Consider the following 22,148-nt stretch of genomic DNA (forward strand, 5'->3'; position numbering starts at 1 on the left):
GGCCGCGGGACATGGGCGGAATCGGGGGAACGGTACGGATGCGGATGGGGATCGGCCTGGCGGCCCTGGGCCGGCCGGCCTACATCAACGTCGGCCGTGAGGGCGCGCTGCCCGCGGAGCGCACGGTTGAGGCGATGCGCGCGGCGACGTGGCGGGTGCTCGACGCCGCGTACGCGGCCGGGGTGCGGTGGATCGACGCCGCGCGGTCCTACGGCCGGTCGGAGGAGTTCCTCGCGGGGTGGCTGGACGAGCGCGGCCACGCCGACGTCACGGTCTCCAGCAAGTGGGGGTACGCCTACGTCGGCGGCTGGCGTTCCGACGCCGCCGTGCACGAGGTCAAGGAGCACTCCCTGGACCGGTTCCGCACGCAGCTCGCCGAGACGCGGGGGCTCCTCGGCGACCGGCTCGACGTGTACCAGGTGCACTCGCTGACCGCCGACAGCCCGCTCTTCGGCGACGCCGCGCTGCTCGACGCCCTGGCGGAGCTGGCCGCCGAGGGCGTGCGGGTCGGGTTCTCCACCTCCGGGCCCGCCCAGGCCGACACCGTACGCCGGGCGCTCGCGCTGGAGGTCGGAGGGCGGCGTCTGTTCACGACGGTCCAGTCGACGTGGAACGTCCTGGAGTCCTCCGTCGGCGACGCCCTGGCCGAGGCCCATGCCGCCGGCGCCCACGTGATCGTCAAGGAGGGGCTCGCCAACGGCCGCCTGGCGGCCGAGCCGCCCGAGACCGTACGGCGGGTGGCGGCCGGGCGCGGCCTGACCGCGGACGCGGTCGCGCTGGCGGCGATCCTGACGGAGCCGTGGGCGGACACGGTGCTGTCCGGGGCGGTGAGCGTGGAGCAGATTCGCACGAATCTCGGCGCGGAGTCCGTTCCCCTTTCGCCGGGCGAATTGCGTGATTTGTCCGCCCTTGCCATGCCGCCGGACGCATACTGGCAGGCCAGGGCCGCGTTGCCCTGGAACTGACAGCGGCGGAGGGCGCGAAGTCGCCGTCCGAGGTCGGTCGAATGTCGGGACATGGGCGTTTCCATGCGCGAATATGACTCTTGATACCCGATGAGTTACCCGCGATCATCGGGGCCCGTGAGACGAGGAAAGCCGATGCCCAGTCGACGCCGCTCGGAAGGCCCGGCGCATGGGCGCCTCTGACCTCAAGGGAGCCATCCTCGCGGCGATGGCGACGATCATTTACTACCTGGGGTTCATCGTCTTCCGGGTCGCGGCGAACCGCATGCCCGTGCTGCGCGGCACCCGTCCGCTGCGCCTGATCAGGCATACCTACACCAACCGGCTGTGGCTCACCGGCCTGGTCATCGTCCTGTCCGGCGTCGCGACACAGGTCGAGGCGCTGACGATGCTGCCGCTCAGCCTGGCCGAGCCGATCTTCGTCGCGAGCCTGGCGTTCATCCTCTTCTACGCCGGCGTGTTCTTCCGCGAACGGCTGACCGGCCGCGAGTGGTTCAGCATCGCGCTGTTCGGGGTCGCGACCGCGTTCATCGGCGTCTCCAACGGCGCCCGCGAGGTGCTCACCAGCAGCGTCGCCGGTCCGGCCGTGCTGGCCGCCGTGGTCGTCCCGGGCGTGCTGATCAGCGCGGTCGTGCTGGTGGGCGGCGACGTGCGCGCGTTCGGCCGCCACGCCCGGCCGCTCGCCGGGGTCGCGTACGGGTTCGGGTCCGGCATCAGCCTCGGCATCTCCGAACTGGCGATCAAGGGAGTCGCGTCGGTCTACAGCACGCACGGCCTGGCCGCCGCGGCGTACACGACGCCCTATCCGTACGTCGCGGTGGGGATGGCGGTGTTCGGCCTGGCCCAGCTGCAGATCGGGCTGCAGCGATGCCGGATGTCGATCGTGGTGACGGTGCTGACGGTGGCGGCGAAGACGGAGCTGGCGGTGTTCGGGCCGCTGCTGTACAAGGAGCCGTGGCCGGACGACCGGCTCCTGCTGGCACTGCGCATGAGCGGTTTCGGCCTGGCCCTGGTGGCCCTGGTGCTGTTCCCCCGGCACGAGGCCGTCCAGGAAGCCGACGGCCTCCCCGTACTGGCCGCCCGAGAACGCGCCTGACCACCGATCCGTCCGCCTTCATCGCGCATCCGCGGATCCGCGGGTGTGGGCCTCCAGAGCATCGATGATCTCGGGCCAGAGCTCGCGCGGGCGGTCGTGACCCATGTCGGGGATCAGCAGAAGCTCGGCTCCGGGCACCAGCTCCGCGGTGCGCCGCCCGCCACTGGGGTCGATCAGTGTGTCGTCCAGACCGTGGATCACCAGAGTCGGCACCTGGAGCTCGCGGAGCGCGTCGGCACGCGAGCCACTGAGGATCATCGCGCCGAGCTGACGCCCGACCCCGGCGGGGTGGTAGGCGCGGTCGTAGCCGGCAGCGGCCAGCTCTCGAAGGGCCGCGGGGTCGCCGTAGCGCTTGGAGGCCCACACGAGGTCCCGGTCCGCCGCTGCGACGTACCCGTCGCGGTCTCCCGGCCTCGGGCCGAACAGCACCGCCCGGGCTTCGGGACTGGGCCGGCCGTATTCACTCTCGCCGGTCGAGGACATCATCGACGTCAGGGTCAGCACCCGCTCCGGCCGGGTGATGGCCATCGTCTGAGCGATCATCCCGCCCATCGAGGCTCCGACCACATGAGCTCGTTCGATGCCGAGCGCGGTGAGCAGGCCCAGGCCGTCGTCGGCCATGTCCTGCAGCCGGTAGGGAACCATCGCGAGGGCGGAGGGAAGGTCTCCCGAGCTCACCGCGGCGATGAACCGCCCCATGTCGACCGGGTGATCGTCGAACTTGGTGGACAGCCCGCAGTCGCGGTTGTCGTAACGGATCACATGGCGGCCGCGGTCCGCCAGCGCACGACAGAAGTCCTCGTGCCAGGCGATCATCTGAGCGCCGAAGCCCATGACGAGCAGAACCGGGACGTCACGGGGATCGCCGAAGCTCTCGTAGGCGATGGACACTCCGGACGACACGTCAACGATCGGCATACGTGGACCTTGCCAGGATCGGCCGTCATCCGGCACCTGGATTACCGGCGCGCCGGCCGCCGCACCAGCGGAGACCGTGAGCGACATCGGGGCAAGGCGAACCTCGGCCGCCTTCCCGCAGCTGCCCTCACCTGGCAACTCAGCGAGCCGGTCACGGCCGGCGCCAGCGCCTGCGCCTCGCCGCCGCCGGTGTACGCCGGCGGGAGGACCAGCGTGGTGAGCGGCCACGGAGGAGAGAAGCCGCAGCCACTGACGACCGACACGAGAACCACGCCGATGGCCGTGACGCCCGAACTCCACCATCGGTCCAGTCGTATCCGGTGAGGCATCGTCACCCCGCCCGAGCCCAGCCGAAACGCCCGCCGAAGCACCCTTGCCGAGACCACTTTCGGTGGGATGAGGCGGTGGCGGGATGGGCCCGTTGGGGGCACGGCCGGTGGCGAGACGGCCGTGGCGAGACGGTCTGCGGGGACAGCCTGCGGGGGGACAGCCGGTGAGGGCGGGCGGTGGTCTGATGGCTGGTGGCGGGGCGGCCTGTGGCGGGATGGGCCTGTAGGCGTGGGCCTGCGGGGGTGATGGGTGCCGTTTTGTGACGACAGTCCACGCTCTGCCCGCGCATCCGCGGCAGGGATCGGCTGCGGGCCGGAGCCGATGAGGCCTAGGGTGAGGATTGGACGGTCAGCGCCGATTCGACCATTGCCCGCGCTCACCAGCACGCGGCCGGCGCTCGCCATGTCCTGGCCGCCAATGCGCCCACAGGGGCACCGGCGAATGACAAGAATCCCGATGCCGGCCGATCGCCCGGATCCTCAGTCCTGGCCAGCACGGTGATTCACCGCGTTTCATCCCGCTGATGGATCAGAGGGGGAGAAGGCGGGTGGTGGGGCCGTCCGCATTCGGAGACCGTCCATGACCAGTGAAAGTAGCTGGTCGGCTTCGCCTGGCGTCTCTTCGGTAGCCAGGGCGATCGCGTGGGTGAACCTGAGCAGCTGTGAGGTGCCGATGTCAGGACGGACAGCTCCGGATTGTTGGGCCCGGATGAGCAGGGACTTTCCAGCCGCGCGTATCAACTCCTGGCATGAGGCCGGGGACTGCTCTTGTCCGGTCGCGGTGGACATGAGCCAGGCTGCCAGGCCTCGGTAGGTGGTGACGTGCACGACGAGGGCCCGTAGCCAGGTGACGAGCGCGTCATGGGGTGACTCGCGGCCGAGCAACTCCTCCGCCTGAGCGCACAGCGTCTGGACTCGGTCCCGGAAGACCGCGTCCAGTAGGGCCTCTCGGCTGGGGAAATGCCGGTACAGCGTAGCGTTGCCGACCCCCGCGTTACGGGCGATGTCGTCCAGGGAGGCATCGGCTCCGTAGGCGGTGAAGGCGTCCCTCGCCGCCACGAGGAGCCGATCGTAGTTTCGGCGTGCATCGGCGCGCATGGGGCGTTGTGCCGCTTCGGGCGCGCCGGTCTCCGGCTTGATCACGTACGTTCCTCGGTCGGTGTTGCAAATCGGGGAGTGTCCCCATATTGTACTGGCATCGAACCGGGGACGCTCCCCGGTTATGTCCCTTGCGTCAGCGAGGGGCGTTGGATTTGGAGGTGCGGGCCGATGCCCAAGGAAGTGGATGAGTGGCATGACCGTCTGGGCGGATTCGTCGGGCGGCCGGCGTTGGATGAGTATGCAGATAAGTACTCCGACCATTTTGTCGTAGAGCGTAACGGCGGGGTCATAGAACTACGAATGCACTCCAAGGGCGGCCCCGCCGTCTACTCCCTGGGACTTCACAACGCTTGGGGTCAGGCGTGGCAGGAGATCGGCAACGACCCCCGCAACGAGGTCGTGATCCTGACGGGAACCGGTAACGCGTGGCTGGCCGGCATCGACCCTGCCTCCTTCGCCCAGCCGTTTCATGAATGGCCCGGCGATATCGCCCACGAACTCTACTACGACGGGATGAAGCTCCTGGAGAACCTTGTCTTCGGAGTCGATGTCCCCACCATCGGGGTGGTCAACGGTCCCGGCTTCCACACCGAGCTCGCCCTATTCTGCGACATCACACTCGCCGCCGAGGACGCGGTCTTCTCCGACGGGCACTTCGCCGCCGGGCAGGCGCCGGGCGACGGTCTGCAACTGGCCTTCCAATCCTTGCTGGGGCCCAAACGGGCCGCTCATGCCTTGTACACCAGCGAGCGGATCGACGCTCGCAAGGCGCTGGACCTGGGACTGGTCAACGAGGTGCTGCCCACCGACGATCTGTTGCCTCGCGCACGACAGATCGCCCAGACGATGATGGACAGGCCCCGATCCACGCGACGCCTGACCCACGCCATCGTCCAGCGCCCCTTCCGGCGGCGATTGCTGGAGGATCATGGTTTCGGCATGGCCCATGAGCTCTTCGGCGTCTTTACGGACCGGCCCGGAAATCGGGGTTAGCAGTGGCCGGCGATGATGGCGGCACCGCCGAGGCGACCCTGGATTGGTACGGCTGCGCGACCTTCCGCCTGACCGTCGGCGAGCTGGTCGTCTTCCTCGATGCCTACATCGATCGGTTTCCCGGTGCGCCGGGACCCGACGTGCGCACCGACGATATCGACAGAGCCGACTGGATCGTGATCGGCCACTCCCATTTTGATCATTTGTGGGGCGCGGAACGCATCGCCCGGCGCACCGGCGCCACGATCATCGGCAGCCACGAAACCATCCGGATCATGGAACGAGAGGGCGTTCCCGACGATCAACTGCTACCGGTCAGCGGAGGCGAACGCATCCGGCTGTCGGCCGACGTGACCGTCGCGGTCTACCCCAGCTTGCATTCCTCGGTCTGGACCCACCAATTCCCCGCATCCGACGAAGCATGCCTGGGCGATCTGTGGCTCACCTACCAGGAACGCCAAGTCCGACAGGCCGAACGGCCCCCGGCCACCGGGCTGGCCGGCCTCTCTCCCCAGATGCTCGCCCACTTCCAACTCAGCAACCAGCACCCGCGCGGCGATGGCGGCGCACTTCTCTACCTGTTCGAAACCAGCCAAGGCCGCCTGCTGTTCCAAGACACCTCTGGACACTGGAGTGGAATCCTGCGCGACCTACGCCCCGACGTGGCCATCCTCGCTGCAACCGGCAGGCCCACCATCGACGGCGAACCGATCCAGGGCAGCCTCGCCGACTTCATCACCCGGCAGGCCCAGCTCCTCCATCCCGCACGCGTGATTCTCAGCCACCACGACGACTTCCTGCCCGGCCGCACCATTCCCGCCGACATCGGCCCGATCCGCGCCGCACTGGCCCGGGCAGCCCCCCGTACCGAACTGATCGAACTGACCTACACCAGCGGCTACCCGCCGTTCGCCAAATCGTGACAGCAATCCGAACCGGTCGATTGCCGGAATTTGAATGCGTATAGGTGCATTGTGACTTTTCATCACGATCCGGCAAGGACCGGCCTGCTGCTGGTCGACCCCTACAACGACTTCCTCAGCGAGGACGGCAAACTGTGGCCGCGGCTAAAGGAAGTTGCCGGGGAAGTGCATGCGCTGGACCATCTGCGCACCATCGTGGACACCGCGCGGCGGGTCGGTGTCCAGGTTTTCTTCGTGCCCCATCACCGCTGGGAACCGGGCGACTACGAGGATTGGAAGTTCCCGACCCCCACCCAGGTGGCCTCTGCCGAGCTTCAGACCTTCGCCAAGGGTACCTGGGGCGGTGCCTTCCACGACGATTTCCAGGTCCAGCCGGGCGACGTCGTAATCAAGGAGCACTGGGCGCAGAGCGGTTTCGCCAACACTGATCTGGACCACCAACTCAGGCAGCGTGGGATCGATCACGTCGTGACCGTCGGCATGCTCGCCAACACCTGCATCGAGTCCACCTCGCGTTCTGCGACGGAGCTGGGCTACCACACGACCCTGGTCAGGGATGCGACTGCTGCCCTCAGCCGTGAGGGGATGCATACCGCCCACGAGATCAACGGGCCCACCTTCGCACATGCGATCGTGACCACCGACGAACTCGTCACCGCTTGAAGACCCGGGACAGACCGGGTGCCCTCGTTGCCGTACTCGACTGTCGGCGGCGGCACCGCCTCTGCTTTCGCGGCCGACCGGCCTGCTGCGATCAAACGCTCGATCACTTGGCGTAGCTGGCCGGCCGTGACCGTTGCGGCATCCTCACCCGGTCCCAGCCGATTCTCCTGTCAGGAGAACCCCTTGAGAGGAACACCCGCCTCTCGCCCGGTCCGACTCGTCCGGCTGCCTACGACTCTCAATGACGTTGTCAAGCCGCAGCAGCGAGCGGGGGCGTGAGTTGGTAGATGCGTCCATCGCGCAGCAGGGCCCACAAGACGTTGACGCGGCGTCTGGCCAGGGCGAGCACGGCCTGGGTATGGCGTTTGCCTTCGGCGCGCTTGCGGTCGTGGAAGCGCCGGGAGTCCGGGCAGCAGCGGACGCTGATCAGCGCGGAGGTGTAGAACACCCGTTGCAGTGCGCGGTTGTAGCGCTGGGGTCGGTGCAGGTTGCCGCTGACGCGTCCGGAGTCGCGGGGCACGGGTGTGACGCCGGCGAAGCTGGCAAGCTTGTCGGCCGGGCCGAATCGATCCATGTCACCGCCGGTGGCGGCCAGGAACTCGGCACCGAGCAGGACACCGATGCCCGGCAGGCTGGTGATCACCTCGGCGGAAAGGTGGCGGTGAAACCGGTCCTCGATGAGCTGGTCGATGTCCTTGATCTGCTCGGTGAGGGTGATCACCCCCTCGGCGAGCTGGGCCACCAGACGTGCGGCCATCTGCTCGCCAGGAAGCGCCCTCATCTGGGACTTCGCAGAGGTGACCGCTTTGGCGGCCAGCGCGGCGGCGCCGCGGACCCTGCGGACACGCAGCCATTCGGTCAGACCGGCGACACCGATCTCGCGCAGCGCCGCGGGTGTCTGAAAGCCGGTCAGCAGCACCAGCGGACCGCGGTTGGTCAGGTCCAAGGCACGCTGCAGTGCCGGGCAGATGGCCGGCACCTGGTCGTGCAACCGGTTGACCGCGCGGGTGCGGTCGGCGGCCAAGTCCCGGCGGCGGGCCACCAGCAGCCGCAGCTCGACGATGAGCTCGTCATCGGCATCCAGCACCGTCAGGTCGAGGCGTATCCGGGCCTGGTCAGCGATGATCAAGGCGTCCTTGGCATCGGTCTTGCCCGCTCCCCGGTACCCCTCAGCGGCCCGGTTGACGGTCATCCCAGGCACGTAGACGACGTTCTGGCCGTGATCGAGCAACAGCGCCAGCAGCAACGCCGACTCGCTGCCATGCAGATCGATTGCCCAGGTCACCCGTCCAGCCAGAGCCAGGACCTGCCCGATCATCTCCAGCAGCGCAGCCTCGTCGTTGGCGATCCGTCGCGACAGCACCCGTTCACCATCGATGTCGACCACAGCGACGTGATGGTGTTCCCGGCCGATGTCGACGCCGGCCCACGCGCGTTCCAACCCATGCCTCCCACGGTGGTGGTTCCGACCCTGCCCGCAGACGACCTCGCCGTCAGGTCCCTACACAGCGATGTGCTCGCAACTTTCAATCAGAGGCCGAGTCCGTCACGGAGAGGCGGGCGGCGAGTCGTTGGAAGCCACCGATGGGCAGACCACTGAAAGCCACACCCGCCCCTCCCGGGGCATCCGAACCCTATGCCGGGCCGGATGCTTCAACGGTAGGGACCACTGACACCAAGCCCTCGGAATCACCCATCTGGTGCGGCCCGGAAGGCGGCGCAGGTGGGGCGCCTGCGCGCGAGCGGCGGTGTGCCGGCCGCGCCTGAGCGCGGTGCCGCTGTGGGCCTCGCAGGCGGGCGCACGCGGCGTCGGCTACACCGTCGGCCGGGCGTGGGGCGCACTGGCCGGGGTGCGGTGCGGTGGGTGGGTGGTCAGTGGCCTCGGAAGGCCTCCTCCAGCCACCAGGCGGGGCGGCCGGGGGTGACCTTTGCGTCGATCAGCAGGGGGTGGTCGCGGGGCCCGGTGAGCCAGTCGGTCAGCGGGGTGAGGTCATCGCGTCGGCGGGCGGTGATCGCCGTGCAGCCGAAGCCGCGTCCGATCTCGGCGATGTCCGCCGGGGGGAACCGGACCGTGTCGAGCCGGTGGCCGTGCGGGCCGAAGTGGTGGACCTCCGCGCCGTACGCCTCGTCGTCGTAGACCACGATGACGAGGCCCAGCCCGAGGCGTACCGCCGTCTCCAACTCGGCGATGCTCATCAGCGCGCCGCCGTCACCCAAAGCGGCGACGGTCAGCCGGTCCGGCCGGGCGATGGCCGCGCCGATGGCGGTGGCCAGCCCGAGCCCGATCGACTGGTACGCCTGGGTGAAGACCAGGCCGTCAGCGTCGGGGACCTCGAGGTACATCGCCGGGTAGCCCATGAAGTTTCCGGAGTCGACCGCGACCGTGCGCTCGGCCGGCAGCAGGTCGTCCAGGGCGATGGACAGTGTCCGGGGATCGATCGAGACGTCGTCGGAGTCGTCGTCGTAGGGGATGTCGCGCCAGCGTCGCTCCCGGGCCAGTCGTGCGGCCAGCGCGGGGGAGCGGGCGCCGTCGGACGCGTGGCCGCGCCGGGCCAGCTCCGCCTCGGCCGCCGCCGCGGTGCCGGCGACGTCGCCGACGAGCCCGAGGTCGATCGGCCGGTTGGCACCGAGGGCCTCGGTGTCGAGATCGACCTGGACGACCGTCGTGTCCTCGCCGACCAGGGTGCCGTGCCGCAGCGTCCACATGTTCAGCGAACACCCCCAGCCGACGAGCACGTCGGCGCCCCGCACCAGCTCGGCCGTCACCGGCGAGGCGAAGCCCCCGCTCACGTCGAGGTCGAACTCCTCGCCGCGGAACAGCCCGCGCGCCACGGCGGAGGTGGCGAGCAGCGCCCCGGTGCGCGCGGCCAGCGCCACGAGAGCCTCCCGCGCTCCGCGCGCGCCCCGGCCCGCCAGGAACACCGGACGCTCGGCTCCGGCCAGGACGTCGGCCAGCCGCGCGACCCCCTCCGGCCCGGGAACGGGCACGGACGGGACGGGCGGACCGGACGTCGGAGCGGGTGCGGCGGGGAGCTCGGCGGACTGGACGTCGAGCGGCAGGCCCAGGACGACCGTGCGGCGTTCGACGACCGCGGTGCGCCAGGCGCGGGCCAGGTCGGCGAGGGCCGAGGACGGGGAGTGCACCCGCTCGGGGACCGCGCCGACCGCGGCGGCCAGTGCGGCCTGGTCGACGCGGAAGTTGGACCGCACCGCCGACCCGGCGGTCTCGGCGGCCAGCACGAGGAGCGGCGTGCGGCTCTTGGCCGCCTCGGTGATCCCGGTGAGCGCGTTGGTCAGGCCGGGGCCCTGGTGCACGGACAGCACCCCCACACCGCCGCCCGCCCGCGCGAACGCGTCGGCCATCGTGGCCGCCCCGCCCTCGTGGCGGGCCGCGACGAACCGCGCCCCACCCGCCACCAGAGCGTTGGTGACGTGGAAGTTGCCGCTGCCCACGACGCCGAAGACCGTGCGCACGCCCAGGCCGATGAGCGCCTCGCCCACCGCCTCCGCGACGATCAACGCTCGACCAGGGCGAGAACCCGGGCCGGGCTGCCCGAGCCGCCCACGATCGGCAGCGGTGAGGCGATCACCGCGGCGCCGCGCACGGGCAGGCGGTCGAGGTTGCGCAGCTGGGTCAGCCCGTACTTCCCCGCGCCCAGCAGGAACGAATGGCAGGGGAACGGCGGGTCCAGTCCGGGCGCGCCTCCGGCGTCGGTGCCGACCGTCTCCACTCCGAGCCCGAGGATCGGCGTCTCCTCGGCCAGCCAGCGCGCGCACTCCGCCGATATGCCCGGTGTGTGCGAGTGGCCGCTCTCGTCGGCGTTGAGGAACGCGTCCTGGTCGCCTGAGCGCGCGTCCCAGCCGGTGCGGTAGAGCAGCCAGCCGCCCTCGGGCAGCGGCCCGTTGGCCTTCGTCCAGTCGCGTACGTCGTCGATCTCGAGCAGGAAGTCGGGGTCACCGGCCACCCGGTCGGCGACGTCCAGCACCACCGCGGGGGCGAGGAGCCGTCGCGGCGCCACCTGGGAGACGTCGTCGCCGTCGCGGCCGGTGATCCAGTGCACCGGGGCGTCGAAGTGGGTGCCGGTGTGCTCTCCGGTGACGATGTCGTTCCAGTACCAGGCAGGCCCGCGGTCGTCGTACCGGCTGATCTCCCGCAGGGAGAAGTGCACCGTGTTGCCGAACGGCTCCGGCAGCCGGAGGATCGGCGTGTCCTCCGAGAGCGGCGCGGTCAGGTCGATGACCTCGATCGAGCCGTCACCGATCGCGGCGGTCAGTTGAGCGAGCAGCGACATTGCGTCCTCCCACCGGCCCGTACGCGGAGGGCGTCCCCGCGGGCAGTGGCCCGAACGTACCCGGACCGGAACGGCGTCGGCCAGCCTGAGAAGTGTCCTGTGGAAAACCTTGAGCATCCGGATTCCGCGCTTCGCGCAGTAGACCGTTAATGTCTGCCATCGGCGGCTTTACCGACTTATGGACAACGAGTCGCGGTCGTGCTGCGTCCAACGGGTGAGCGGAACTTCTCGTACGGCCACGGCCTGCGAACGGACTGATGAGGTGTGATGGCGGACAACGACGCCGACGGCCCGGCCAAGGAAACGGGCCCACGGGCCGAGACGGACCCGCCCGAGTCCACCGAGCCCAAGGCCGAGTCCACGGAGCCGGACGAGGCCGAGGAGACCGGGGCGCACGAACCCGAGAACGCCGACGAGGCGAAACCCGAGCCCGAGCCCGAGCCCGCGCCGCCCGGCCGTAAGCGCCGCCGCGGCCTGCGGTGGGTCGCCGCCATCGCCGCGATCGTCGTGCTCGCCGCCGGCGGGACCGTCGTGTTCCTGTACGAGCGTCTCCAGGGCAACATCCACAAGGAGCACGTCGAGGACCAGCTCGGCGCCAACCGCCCGGCCAAGCTGAACAAGTCGATGAACATCCTGCTGCTCGGCTCGGACTCCCGCGACGGGGCGAACAAGGCCTACTGGTCGCCCGACATCAGCGGCGAGCGCTCCGACACGACGATCCTGCTGCACATCTCGCCCAACCGCGACCACGCCGTCGCCGTCAGCTTCCCGCGCGACTCCATGGTCCAGGTGCCCGGCTGCACGAAGAAGAACGGCCAGAAGGTCGCGCCGTACTTCGGCATGCTCAACTCCGCCTTCGCGTACGCGGGCGCGCCCTGCACGTGGAAGACGATCGAGTCCACCACCGACATCCACATCGACCACTACGTGAAGATCGACTTCACCGGTTTCAAGCGGGTCGTCGACGCCCTCGGCGGGGTGGAGATCTGCGTGCCGCACGCGGTGTACGACCCGCGCGCCAACCTCAACCTCAAGGCCGGCCGCCAGGTCGTCAAGGGCAACGACGCCCTCGGCTACGTGCGGACGAGGTACGGCCTGGGCGACGGCTCGGACCTGGAGCGCATCCAGCGGCAGCAGAAGTTCATGGCCTCGGTGGTCAACAAGGCCACGAGCACCAGCATGCTCACCGACCCGGCCAAGACGTACCGGTTCCTGAACGCCGTGACCAAGTCGATCGCGACCGACGACAAGCTGAACGTGTCGGCGATGCGCAAGCTGGCCACGAGCCTGCGGGGGATGACCGCGGGCACCGTGCGGTTCGTCACCGTCCCGACCCAGGTCTACCCGAGGGACCCGAACCGCGTGCAGTGGAACACGGCCGAGGCCAAACCGCTGTTCGACGCCATCCGCAAGGACGACGCGCTGCCCGCGCCCGCCCCGGCACCACCGCAGGCCGAGCAGCCCAAACCCCAGGAGGTGAAGGTCCACGTCGTCAACGGCTCCAAGCAGGTCGTCAAGGACCTGCGAGCCCGCCACTTCCGGGTGACGGCGGCCAAGGGCCCCGTGCAGCAGGAGACCAAGATCCTCTACGGCACCGGCGCGGAGCGCCAGGCGGACGCGCTGGGCGTCGCCGTCCCGGGCGTGCGGATCCTGCCCGACCCGACGGTGCCTCCGGGCACGGTCTCCCTGGTCGTCGCGCCGGCGGGCGTTCAGGTGACCCCGGAGATCCCGAAGGTCAACGGCGAGATCAAGGCCGACCAGGTTCCCTGCTAGCCGCCGGAAGCACCACGGCGTTGGGCCGGGGTCCGGACCGGACCCCGGCCCACAGGCCGCGGACCAGCTCGCGCACCAGCCGGCCCCGGCCGGACGACCGGGCGAACGCGCGGGCCCACCGCCGCAGCGTCGCCCCGGCGTACAGCAGCCGCTCGCCCGGCCCCAGGCACCGGCTGCGGGTGAACAGCCACACCTTGTTGCGCACCTCGTGGAAGAAACGCGTGCTCACGTCGAACACCGGCGCGGCCGTGTGGTGCACCACGACGCTGCGCGGGCACAGCAGGCCGAGCCGCCCGCGCAGCAGCCGCAGCGTGTACTCGAAGTCGTCGTTCCACAGGAAGTAGTCCGCCACCGGCGGCCCGCACTCCCGTACGACGGTGGCGTCGAGCAGAACCGACACGAACGAGGCCGAGCGGACGCGCGGGTGACCGGCGACGTCCGACGGCCGCGAGCGCGGCGTGTTCATCGGATGGTCGCGCCCGTCGGTCCACAGCACCCGGCTGGCGGCGAGCGCGGGCCGGTGCTGTCCGAACGTGGACAGCAACTCCTCCAGCGCCGAGGGCCGGGGGAGGGTGTCGTCGTCCATCAGCCACAGCGCCGTCGCGCCTAGGTCGAGCGCCCGCGCGATGCCGGCCGCGAAGCCGCCGGCGCCACCCGTGTTGTACGGCAGGGCGAGGAGGTCGACCGCGGGAAAACGGGAGCGCACCAGTTCGGCGGTGCCGTCGGTGGAGGCGTTGTCGACGACGATCACCACGTCCGGCGGGCGGGTCTGCGCGTCGATCGCCGCGAGCGCGCGGGCCAGGAGATCACGCCGCTCGTACGTGACAACCACGGACGCGACATAGGCGTCCTTAAGCCTGGTACCTACTGTTACCTCACTATTACCGTTTAATGCCGGTAAAACCCTGGAAAGTGAGTCCGCAAACTTAGCATAAGATGCATTCCGCCTAACTGGCCCCAGCTCTTCCGTACCAGGAACATCGCCCTTCGAGATGGATGCATGGCCGAACCCTTCTCGCTCCTCCTCACCGTCTACGCGGGGGACCGCGCGGACTATGTCCGCGACGCCTTCCGCAGCGCGGTGGACGCGCAGACCCGCCGCCCCGAGCAGGTCGTCCTCGTGCAGGACGGTCCGGTCTCGGCGGAGCTCGACGCGTGCCTGGCGGAGGTACGGGCGGGCAGCCCGGTGGAGGTGACGTTCCTGCGCCTCGAGCGCAACGCCGGCCTCGGCGTCGCGCTGGACGAGGGGCTCGCGGCCAGCCGGCACGACGTCGTGGCCCGCATGGACGCCGACGACATCGCGATGCCGCAGCGGTTCGCGGTCCAGCTTCCGGTCATCGAGGAGGGCGCGGACCTGGTCGGCGCGGGCATGCTGGAGTTCGGCACGGACCGGCAGGACATCGTGGGCCGGCGCACGCCGGTGTCCGCGCCCGCCGACATCGCCAGGTACGCCCGCCTGCACGACCCCTTCAACCACCCGACCGTGGTGTACCGGCGGCGCGCCGTGCTCGCGGCGGGCGGCTACGGCGATCTGCCGCTGATGGAGGACTACTGGCTCTTCGCCCGTATGATCGCCACCGGCGCGACGGTCGTGAACCTGCCCGAGCCGCTGGTGTACTACCGCGTGGGCGACGGGGCGTACGAGCGGCGCGGCGGCATGGCACTACTGCGCGCCGAGCTGCGGCTGCAGCGCGAACTGCTGCGCGGCGGGTTCACCACCCGCGCCCAGTACGTCCGCAACGTGAGTGTCCGCGGCGGATACCGGCTGACGCCGGCGTGGATCCGCCGTCCGCTGTACCGGCGGTTCGTGGCCCCGAGAGGGGCGCGCGAGACGCCGGCCGTCCTTCCCGGGGATGTCGGTGAACGCTGATCTGGTCATCGCGGGCTCCGGCCTGTTCGGCCTCACCGTGGCCGAGCGCTGCGCCCGCGACCTGGGGCTGCGCGTGCTCGTGGTCGAGCGCCGCGACCACGTCGGCGGCAACGCCTACAGCGAGACCGAACCCTCGACCGGCATCGAGGTGCACCGCTACGGCGCCCACCTGTTCCACACCTCCAACGAGCGCGTGTGGGAGTACGTCAACCGGTTCACCTCCTTCACCGGCTACCGGCACCGGGTCTTCACGGTCTTCAAGGGCCGCGTCTACCCGATGCCGATCAACCTGGGCACCATCTGCGCGTACTTCGGCCGTGTCATGTCCCCGGACGAGGCGCGCGCGCTCGTCGCCGCGCAGGCCGCCGAGGTCACCGACCCGCGCAACCTGGAGGAGAAGGCGATCTCGCTGGTCGGCCGCCCGCTGTACGAGGCGTTCATCCGCGGGTACACGGCCAAGCAGTGGCAGACCGATCCGCGCGAGCTGCCCCCGGAGATCATCACGCGGCTGCCGGTGCGGTACACCTTCGACGACCGCTACTTCAACGACCGGTACGAGGGCCTGCCGACCGGCGGCTACACCTCCTGGCTCGAACGCATGGCCGATCACCCGAACATCGAGGTGCGCCTCGGCACCGACTTCTTCGACCTGGACGCCGCCGGCAACGTCCCGGTCGTCTACACCGGCCCGCTGGACCGCTACTTCGACCACGCCGAGGGGCGGCTGGGCTGGCGCACCCTCGACTTCGCGCCCGAGGTCGTGGCGACCGGCGACTTCCAGGGCACGCCGGTGATGAACTACGCCGACGAGGACGTGCCGTACACGCGGATCCACGAGTTCCGCCACTTCCATCCCGAGCGCGAGTACCCGCCGGACCGCACCGTGATCGTCCGGGAGTACTCCCGGTTCGCCGACGCGGGCGACGAGCCGTACTACCCGATCGACACCGCCGCCGACCGGGCCAAGCTCGTCCGCTACCGGGAGCTCGCCCGCGCCGAGAAGGGCGTGTGGTTCGGCGGCCGCCTCGGCACGTACCAGTACCTCGACATGCACATGGCGATCGCGTCGGCGCTGACCATGTACGACAACCGCCTGCGCCCGCACTTCGCGGCCCGCGGCACCAAGGGGGCCAGATGAGAGTTCTGCAGCGGGTCGTGCTGCCCGCCGACCGCGACCTCGACGTGCAGAAGCTGTACGTCGAGAGCCGGGGCGGACGGGGCGGGACGGCCACCGCGGGCCCGGGCGCCCGCGAGGTGCGGATCGCCGGGCGCCGCGGCGTCGTCGTCGCCCCCGGCGGCCGGGCCTCGTTCTGCACCTACTTCAACGCGTTCCCGGCGAGCTACTGGCGTCGCTGGACCGTCGTGGAGTCGGTACGCCTGCGCCTGCGGCTGCGGGGCGACGCCATCGTGGTGGTCTACCGCTCGACCGGCAAGGGCTTCACCCAGCGCGTCACCCAGCTCGAGGTCGACGCGGACACGGCCGTCGACCGTGAGCTGGAGCTGCCGCTGGAGCCGTTCATCGACGGCGGCTGGTACTGGTTCGACGTCGCCGCCGGCGACCGCGAGGTCGTGCTCGACCGCGCCGAGTGGTGCGCCGACGCCGACCGGCCGCACGGCAGCGCCAGCATCGGCATCACCACCTTCAACCGGCCGGACTACTGTGTCGACCAGCTCCACGCGCTCGGCGAGGCGAGCGACGTCCTGGACGTCATCGACGAGATCTTCGTGATCGACCAGGGCACCCGGCGGGTGGCGGACCGGCCGGACTTCGCGGCGGCCGAGCGGGCGCTGGGCGGGCGGCTCCGGCTCATCGACCAGGGCAACATCGGCGGCTCCGGTGGGTTCTCCCGCGCGATGACCGAGACCCTCGACGCCGGCCGCAGCGACTACGTCCTGCTCCTGGACGACGACGTCGTGGTCGAGCCCGAAGGCGTCCTGCGCGCCGTCGTGTTCGCCGACCTCGCCCGTACGCCGACGATCGTCGGCGGCCACATGATGGACATCTTCCACCGGTCGGTGCTGCACGTCTTCGGCGAGACGATCGCCCGTTACCGCTGGTGGATGACGCCGGCCCCGCACACCTTCCTCGGCCACGACCTGGCCGCCCACCCGCTGCGCGAGACCCCGTGGCTGCACCGGCGCGTCGACGTCGACTACAACGCCTGGTGGATGTGCCTGATCCCGCTCGACGTGATCCGCAAGGTCGGCCTGTCGCTGCCGTTCTTCATCAAGTGGGACGACATCGAGTACGGCGTGCGGGCCCGCGAGGCGGGGTTCCCCACCGTCTCCCTGCCGGGGGCGGCGGTCTGGCACGTGCCCTGGCACTCCAAGGACGACACGCTCGACTGGCAGGCCTACTTCACCGAGCGGAACCGCCTCATCACCGCGCTGATGTACTCCCCGTACGCGCGGGGCGGCAACATGCTCAAGGAGAGCCTGTTCATCGCCACCAAGCACGCGCTCGCCATGCAGTACTCCACGGCCGAACTGATGCTCAGGGCGGTCGAGGACGTGCTGCGCGGCCCCGCGGAGCTGCACCGGTCGATGACGACGAAGATGGCCGAGCTGCGCGCCCTGCGCGCGGGCTTCACCGACGCGCGCGCCGAGCCGGACGTCGACGAGTTCCCCGAGATCAAACGCCGCAGGCCGCCGAAGAAGGGCCGCGCGCCGGTGGCCCCCGAAGGGCGGCGGGCGATGATCCGGACGGCCCTGTCCGGGGCGGCGCGCCAGCTCCGGCCGGTCGACTCCTACTCACGCGAGCACCCCGAGGTCGCGGTGCCGCACGTCGACCAGACGTGGTGGCTGCTGTCGCGGTACGACAGCGCCCTGGTGTCCTCGGCCGACGGCACGAAGGCGGCCTGGTACCAGCGCGACCCGAAGCGGTTCCGGTCGCTCGTGCAGCGGAACATGGCCCTGCACGCGCGGCTCATGCGCGAGTGGCCCGAGCTGAGCCGGCGCTACCGCGAGGCGATCCCCGAGCTCGCGTCCGTCGACCAGTGGCGGGAGACGTTCGAGGCCGCCCGCCGGGAGGATACGTGACCGAGCGGAGCGAGAGAACCGGGAAGCACAGCACGTTCGTCACGGGGCTGACGAAGGAGGCCCCGTGACAGTACCGCCATTGGTCGCTCCCGGTCGCGGGGGCGGGCTGCACGACGTCGTGCGGCGGCGCTACCTCCTGCGCCTGCTCGTCCGGCGGGAGCTGCGCAGCCGCTACCAGGGGTCGCTGCTCGGGCTCGGCTGGTCCTACGTGCGGCCGGCGGTCAACTTCGCGGTCTACTTCTTCGTCGTCGGCATCTTCCTGAAGATGAGCAAGGCGATCCCGAACTTCCCGGTGTTCCTGTTCTCCGGGATGGTGCTGGTCAGTTTCTTCACCGAGACGCTGATCACGACGGCGTGGTCGGTCGTCGGCAACGCCTCGCTCGTGAAGAAGGTCTACCTGCCGCGCGAGCTGTTCCCGGTCTCCTCGATGCTGGTGTCCGGCGTGCACATGCTGCCGGCGCTGGGCGTGCTCATGGGCGGCGCCGTCTGGGCCGGGTGGACGCCGTCATGGGTCGCGACCGGCTCGATCGTCCTGGCGTTCGCCATCGTCGCGGCCCTGGCCATGGCGTTCGGCCTGCTGTTCGCCGCGGTGAACGTTTTCTTCCGCGACTTCGGGCAGGTCGTGGACATCATCAACATCGTCGTCCCCTGGTCGGTCCCGATGATCTACCCGTGGACGACCGTGCAGGAGGCGGCGCACGGCGGCTGGCCGCTCCAGGTGTACCTGGCCAACCCGCTGACGAGCGCGGTGCTGCTGTTCGAGCGGGCGTTCTGGTGGCCCACCAACGACCAGGCCGCCACCCTGCCCAACGGCGCGCCGGCCCTGCCCGGCGGCCTGCTCGCCTTCCCCTACCACCTGACCGTCCGCGGGCTGGTGAGCCTGCTCGCCGCGCTGCTGCTGCTGGCCGTGGCCCAGCTCGTCTTCGCCCGCCTGCAGCGGCGCTTCGCCCAGGAGCTCTGAAGATGGAATCGATCGTCGTCGACGGGGTGTCCAAGCACTTCACCCTGCGGCACGCGCACTCCATCAAGGAGATCACCGTACGGGCGGTGCGCCGGCAGAGCCTGTCCGAGCGGTTCACCGCGCTGGACGAGGTGTCGCTCACGGTCGCGCAGGGGGAGTCGCTGGCCCTCATGGGCCTCAACGGCTCGGGCAAGAGCACGCTGCTCAAGCTCATCTCCGGCGTCATGCAGCCGGACGCGGGGTCGGTGCGCGTACGGGGCCGGGTGGCCGGCCTGATCGAGGTCGGCGCGGGACTGCACCCGGACCTCACCGGGCGGGAGAACATCTTCCTCAACGCCGCCATCCTCGGCATGACCAAGGCCGAGACCGAGGCGCGCTACGACGAGATCGTGGCGTTCTCCGAGATCGAGGACTTCCTCGACACGCAGGTGAAGTTCTACTCCTCCGGCATGTTCATGCGGCTCGGGTTCGCCGTCGCCGTGCACACCGACCCGGAGATCTTCCTCGTCGACGAGGTGCTCGCGGTCGGCGACCCGCCGTTCCAGAAGAAGTGCCTCGAACGCATCAAGGAGTTCCACGCCGAGGGCCGCACGCTCGTCATCGTCTCCCACGACATGGGAACGCTGGAGCGGGTCTGCGGGCGCGGCGTCGTGCTGGAGCGCGGCCGCACCGCGTACGAGGGCGGCATCGAGGGCGCGGTCGACTTCCTCGCGCCGCCCGCGACGCCGCTGGAGGCCGAGCAGCGGAGGCGCGCCCGCGAGGAGGCGACGCTCGCCGCGCTGCCGGCCGACGACGTGGCGCGGGCCGAGGCCGAACTGCTCGTCCGGGAGATCATGCCCGACGCGCCGCGCCTGCCGGACCCGCGCGCGACGCTGGAGTACGCCCTGTCGCTCGCCGCCGGGCAGGACGGCATGGCGCTGGAGTTCGGCGTGCACACCGGCGGCACGCTCGCGGTCGTCGCCGAGGCGCGCGAGGGCAAGAACGTCTTCGGCTTCGACTCGTTCGCGGGGCTGCCGGAAGACTGGCGTGAGGGGTTCCCGGCCGGCCACTTCGCCGTCGACGAGCCGCCGGAGGTCCTCGGCGCCGAACTCGTCGCCGGGCTGTTCGAGGACACGCTTCCGGGCTTCCTCGCCGAGCATCCCGAGCCGGTGGCGTTCGTGCACGTCGACGCCGACCTGTACTCCTCGGCCCGTACCGTCCTCACGCACCTCGGCCCCCGGCTGAGCGTGGGCACGGTGATCGTCTTCGACGAGTTCTTCGGCTATCCGGGCTGGCGGGAGCACGAGTACCGGGCGTGGGAGGAGTTCGTGTCCGCGTCGGGCGTGCGGTTCGACTACGAGGGGTTCACCGAGGGGAACGAGCAGGTCATCGTGCGAATCACGGGTATCTGATGGACGCCGGGACGACGCGGTCCGACGCGGTGCCGACGGAGGCGGTGCCGACGCGGACGCCGTCGGAGGAGACCTCGCCGGCGCAGGCCGAGCGTCGCGCCATGGGCCGGCTCCGCGAGCTCGACGTGCTGCGCTTCGTCGCCGCGGCGGTGGTCATGCTGCACCACTACACCGGCGTGCCGGCCCCGGAGTGGCCCGGCGGCAACGCCCGGCGGATCTTCCCCGGGCTGGCGCCGTTCACCCGGTACGGCTTCCTGGGCGTCGAGCTGTTCTTCCTCATCAGCGGGTTCGTCATCCTGCTGAGCGCGTGGGGCCGCAGGCCGGGAGACTTCATGGTGTCGCGTTTCCTGCGGCTGTTCCCGGCGTACTGGGTCGGCGTGGTGCTGTCGCTCGCCGCGTACCTGGCGTTCGACTCGTGGGTGTCCTTCGGCCCGAACACCGACGGCCCGCTCAAGCGGTTCCTGCCGAACCTGACCATGCTGCAGGAGGGCGTCGGCTCCCAGCGCATGGAGGTCGTCTACTGGACCCTCTACGTCGAGCTGCACTTCTACGTGCTGATCGCGCTGTTCACCTGGTGGGGGATCACGTTCAACCGGTGCGTGGCCTTCATGACGGGCTGGCTGATGTTCAGCGTCTTCGCGCTGGAGTCGGGGGAGAACTTCCTCAAGGTCGTCCTGCTGTGGCGGTACGCGCCGTTCTTCGTGGCCGGGATGGGCTTCTTCCTCATCTACCGGTACGGGTCGAACATCATCGTCTGGCTGCTGATCGCCCTCTCGTGGGCGCTCGGCTGCTACTACGACGTCAAGTACAACTTCCCCGACTTCACCGCGGCGCCGCACTCGCTGTACATCATCCCGGCCGGGGTGACCGTGGTGTTCGCCGTCATGGCCCTGGTCGCGACGCACCGGCTGTCGTGGCTGCGCTGGCGCGGTCTCACCGTACTCGGCCTGCTGACCTACCCGCTGTACCTGGTCCACCAGACGGTCTCCCGCACGTTCGTCCCGCGCCTGCTGCCGCACATGGGCCGCTGGGAGGTGCTCGCCGTGCTCATCGTGACCGCGCTCGTGGCGTCGTACCTGATCCACGTGCTGATCGAACGCCCGGCCCAGCGCCTGCTGCGCCCCAGGCTGAAGGCGGCGCTGACGAGGATCCGTACCGCCGACAAGTCATGATGCCGAGAGGCATCCGCTTTTTTCTGTCCGCATGTCACAGTCGTTCGCGTCAGCGCCTTTCGGCTCGCGGTCGGTCAGCCCATCGTACGGTGACAGAATATGGGGGGAATACGTCGAAAAAATGGCTGGCAGGCACTACATGGCCATCGACACGTACAGCTCGAATGAGCGCTACATCAACAGATACCTGCGAGATGCCGACTACTTCGATCGCCTGGAGCAGGTCTGGAGCATGGCGCCGACCATAAGGGAATCGACACTAGCTCAGATCCAGGCCATCCGCGAGGTGATGCGGCTCCGGCCGGTGCCGGACACGATCGATGTTTTTCGCGCGGTCAAGATGAAGCCCGGTATTTTCACGGTGCCGATCGAGGAACTTCCCGGAACTATTCAGCGAGATCCGGCTTTCCTGTCGACCAATCTGGGCGACCGTCCGGCGTACGAGCGCGACATCATTCTGCATCTACGTGTCCCGGAGGGCACCCCGGGGTTCTACATCGAGCCGATCAGCAAAATGGGTGAACACGAGTTGCTGCTCGACGCGGGAAGGTCCTGGTTCGCCGAGGACGTGCTTCGCCGCGAGCGACAATGGCACGTCTACGGATGGGTGCTTCCCGACTGACAGGACAAGCCGGCCTTCGCCGACCTGGGAAGAGGCAGTA

Annotated in this window: 19 protein-coding genes; 13 read left to right on the top strand and 6 right to left on the bottom strand. The window is 69.9% G+C overall.

The genetic code is table 11. The features are described 5' to 3' along the window. The first annotated feature begins 38 nt into the window (after positions 1–38). Positions 39–965 (top strand): aldo/keto reductase, encoded by a 927-nt coding sequence (locus ACQEV1_RS24100; protein WP_433396266.1) that lies wholly within the window; start codon positions 39–41, stop codon positions 963–965. A 169-nt stretch (positions 966–1,134) separates the two neighbouring features. Further along, positions 1,135–2,061: a hypothetical protein gene (locus tag ACQEV1_RS24105; protein ID WP_285581339.1), complete on the top strand. Its 927-nt coding sequence runs from the start codon at positions 1,135–1,137 to the stop codon at positions 2,059–2,061. Positions 2,062–2,079: 18 nt separating this feature from the next. On the opposite strand, the gene ACQEV1_RS24110 is transcribed toward ACQEV1_RS24105, so the two are convergent. Further along, positions 2,080–2,979 carry an alpha/beta fold hydrolase gene (locus ACQEV1_RS24110; protein ID WP_285619030.1) on the bottom strand — a complete coding sequence of 300 codons (900 nt, stop codon included), beginning with the start codon at positions 2,977–2,979 and terminating at the stop codon, positions 2,080–2,082. A gap of 842 nt (positions 2,980–3,821) precedes the next feature. Next, positions 3,822–4,451 (bottom strand): TetR/AcrR family transcriptional regulator, encoded by a 630-nt coding sequence (locus ACQEV1_RS24115; protein ID WP_433396268.1) that lies wholly within the window; start codon positions 4,449–4,451, stop codon positions 3,822–3,824. Between the two features lie 126 nt (positions 4,452–4,577). Here ACQEV1_RS24115 and ACQEV1_RS24120 point away from each other — a divergent pair, with 126 nt between their 5' ends. Genes ACQEV1_RS24120 through ACQEV1_RS24130 form a run of 3 tightly spaced genes read left to right on the top strand, consistent with a single transcriptional unit; the run spans position 4,578 to position 6,988 of the window. Beyond that, a complete protein-coding gene (locus ACQEV1_RS24120) occupies positions 4,578–5,402 on the top strand; it encodes an enoyl-CoA hydratase/isomerase family protein (RefSeq protein ID WP_433396270.1) in 825 nt (274 codons plus the stop codon). Positions 5,403–5,404: 2 nt separating this feature from the next. Next, positions 5,405–6,325, top strand: coding sequence for an MBL fold metallo-hydrolase (locus tag ACQEV1_RS24125; protein WP_433396272.1), 921 nt, complete (start codon positions 5,405–5,407; stop codon positions 6,323–6,325). A gap of 51 nt (positions 6,326–6,376) precedes the next feature. Beyond that, on the top strand, positions 6,377–6,988 hold the full coding sequence (locus ACQEV1_RS24130) for an isochorismatase family cysteine hydrolase (RefSeq protein ID WP_285619026.1): 612 nt from the start codon (positions 6,377–6,379) through the stop codon (positions 6,986–6,988). A gap of 250 nt (positions 6,989–7,238) precedes the next feature. Here the strand turns inward: ACQEV1_RS24130 and ACQEV1_RS24135 are convergent, their stop codons facing one another. The 3 genes from ACQEV1_RS24135 to ACQEV1_RS24145 form a co-directional block, all read right to left on the bottom strand. Then, entirely contained in the window at positions 7,239–8,429 is a 1,191-nt protein-coding gene (locus ACQEV1_RS24135) for an IS110 family transposase (RefSeq protein ID WP_433396274.1), read from the bottom strand. Between the two features lie 431 nt (positions 8,430–8,860). Next, the gene (locus tag ACQEV1_RS24140) at positions 8,861–10,507 is read right to left on the bottom strand and encodes a thiamine pyrophosphate-binding protein (RefSeq protein ID WP_285619025.1); all 1,647 of its coding nucleotides are present in this window, start codon (positions 10,505–10,507) and stop codon (positions 8,861–8,863) included. Beyond that, positions 10,504–11,280, bottom strand: a complete 777-nt coding sequence (locus tag ACQEV1_RS24145; protein WP_285619024.1) for a cyclase family protein — start codon at positions 11,278–11,280, stop codon at positions 10,504–10,506. The genes ACQEV1_RS24140 and ACQEV1_RS24145 overlap by 4 nt, the downstream gene beginning before the upstream one ends. A 267-nt stretch (positions 11,281–11,547) precedes the next feature. Here ACQEV1_RS24145 and ACQEV1_RS24150 point away from each other — a divergent pair, with 267 nt between their 5' ends. After that, the gene (locus ACQEV1_RS24150) at positions 11,548–13,053 is read left to right on the top strand and encodes an LCP family protein (protein WP_433396277.1); all 1,506 of its coding nucleotides are present in this window, start codon (positions 11,548–11,550) and stop codon (positions 13,051–13,053) included. On the opposite strand, the gene ACQEV1_RS24155 is transcribed toward ACQEV1_RS24150, so the two are convergent. Beyond that, complete coding sequence (locus ACQEV1_RS24155; protein ID WP_433396279.1) at positions 13,028–13,885, bottom strand: glycosyltransferase; 858 nt, start codon at positions 13,883–13,885, stop codon at positions 13,028–13,030. The two genes, ACQEV1_RS24150 and ACQEV1_RS24155, sit on opposite strands and share 26 nt — an antisense overlap. Positions 13,886–14,053: 168 nt before the next feature. Here ACQEV1_RS24155 and ACQEV1_RS24160 point away from each other — a divergent pair, with 168 nt between their 5' ends. The 7 genes from ACQEV1_RS24160 (at position 14,054) to ACQEV1_RS24190 (ending at position 22,108) form a co-directional block, all read left to right on the top strand. Then, on the top strand, positions 14,054–14,923 hold the full coding sequence (locus ACQEV1_RS24160; protein ID WP_285619020.1) for a glycosyltransferase: 870 nt from the start codon (positions 14,054–14,056) through the stop codon (positions 14,921–14,923). Continuing rightward, positions 14,913–16,061: a UDP-galactopyranose mutase gene (glf, locus tag ACQEV1_RS24165; RefSeq protein WP_433396281.1), complete on the top strand. Its 1,149-nt coding sequence runs from the start codon at positions 14,913–14,915 to the stop codon at positions 16,059–16,061. The genes ACQEV1_RS24160 and glf overlap by 11 nt, the downstream gene beginning before the upstream one ends. Further along, the gene (locus ACQEV1_RS24170) at positions 16,058–17,962 is read left to right on the top strand and encodes a glycosyltransferase (protein ID WP_433396283.1); all 1,905 of its coding nucleotides are present in this window, start codon (positions 16,058–16,060) and stop codon (positions 17,960–17,962) included. Before glf ends, ACQEV1_RS24170 begins: the two co-directional genes overlap by 4 nt. A 64-nt stretch (positions 17,963–18,026) precedes the next feature. Further along, positions 18,027–18,923, top strand: a complete 897-nt coding sequence (locus tag ACQEV1_RS24175) for an ABC transporter permease (protein WP_285619016.1) — start codon at positions 18,027–18,029, stop codon at positions 18,921–18,923. 2 nt (positions 18,924–18,925) lie between these two features. Beyond that, the gene (locus tag ACQEV1_RS24180; RefSeq protein WP_433396285.1) at positions 18,926–20,314 is read left to right on the top strand and encodes an ATP-binding cassette domain-containing protein; all 1,389 of its coding nucleotides are present in this window, start codon (positions 18,926–18,928) and stop codon (positions 20,312–20,314) included. After that, positions 20,314–21,486 carry an acyltransferase family protein gene (locus ACQEV1_RS24185; protein WP_433396287.1) on the top strand — a complete coding sequence of 391 codons (1,173 nt, stop codon included), beginning with the start codon at positions 20,314–20,316 and terminating at the stop codon, positions 21,484–21,486. Before ACQEV1_RS24180 ends, ACQEV1_RS24185 begins: the two co-directional genes overlap by 1 nt. A gap of 31 nt (positions 21,487–21,517) precedes the next feature. Further along, positions 21,518–22,108: an ADP-ribosyltransferase gene (locus tag ACQEV1_RS24190; RefSeq protein WP_433396289.1), complete on the top strand. Its 591-nt coding sequence runs from the start codon at positions 21,518–21,520 to the stop codon at positions 22,106–22,108. Positions 22,109–22,148: the final 40 nt, after the last annotated feature.

Source organism: Actinoallomurus sp. CA-142502 (genome assembly GCF_050936355.1).
GTDB classification, from domain to species: Bacteria; Actinomycetota; Actinomycetes; order Streptosporangiales; family Streptosporangiaceae; genus Actinoallomurus; species Actinoallomurus iriomotensis.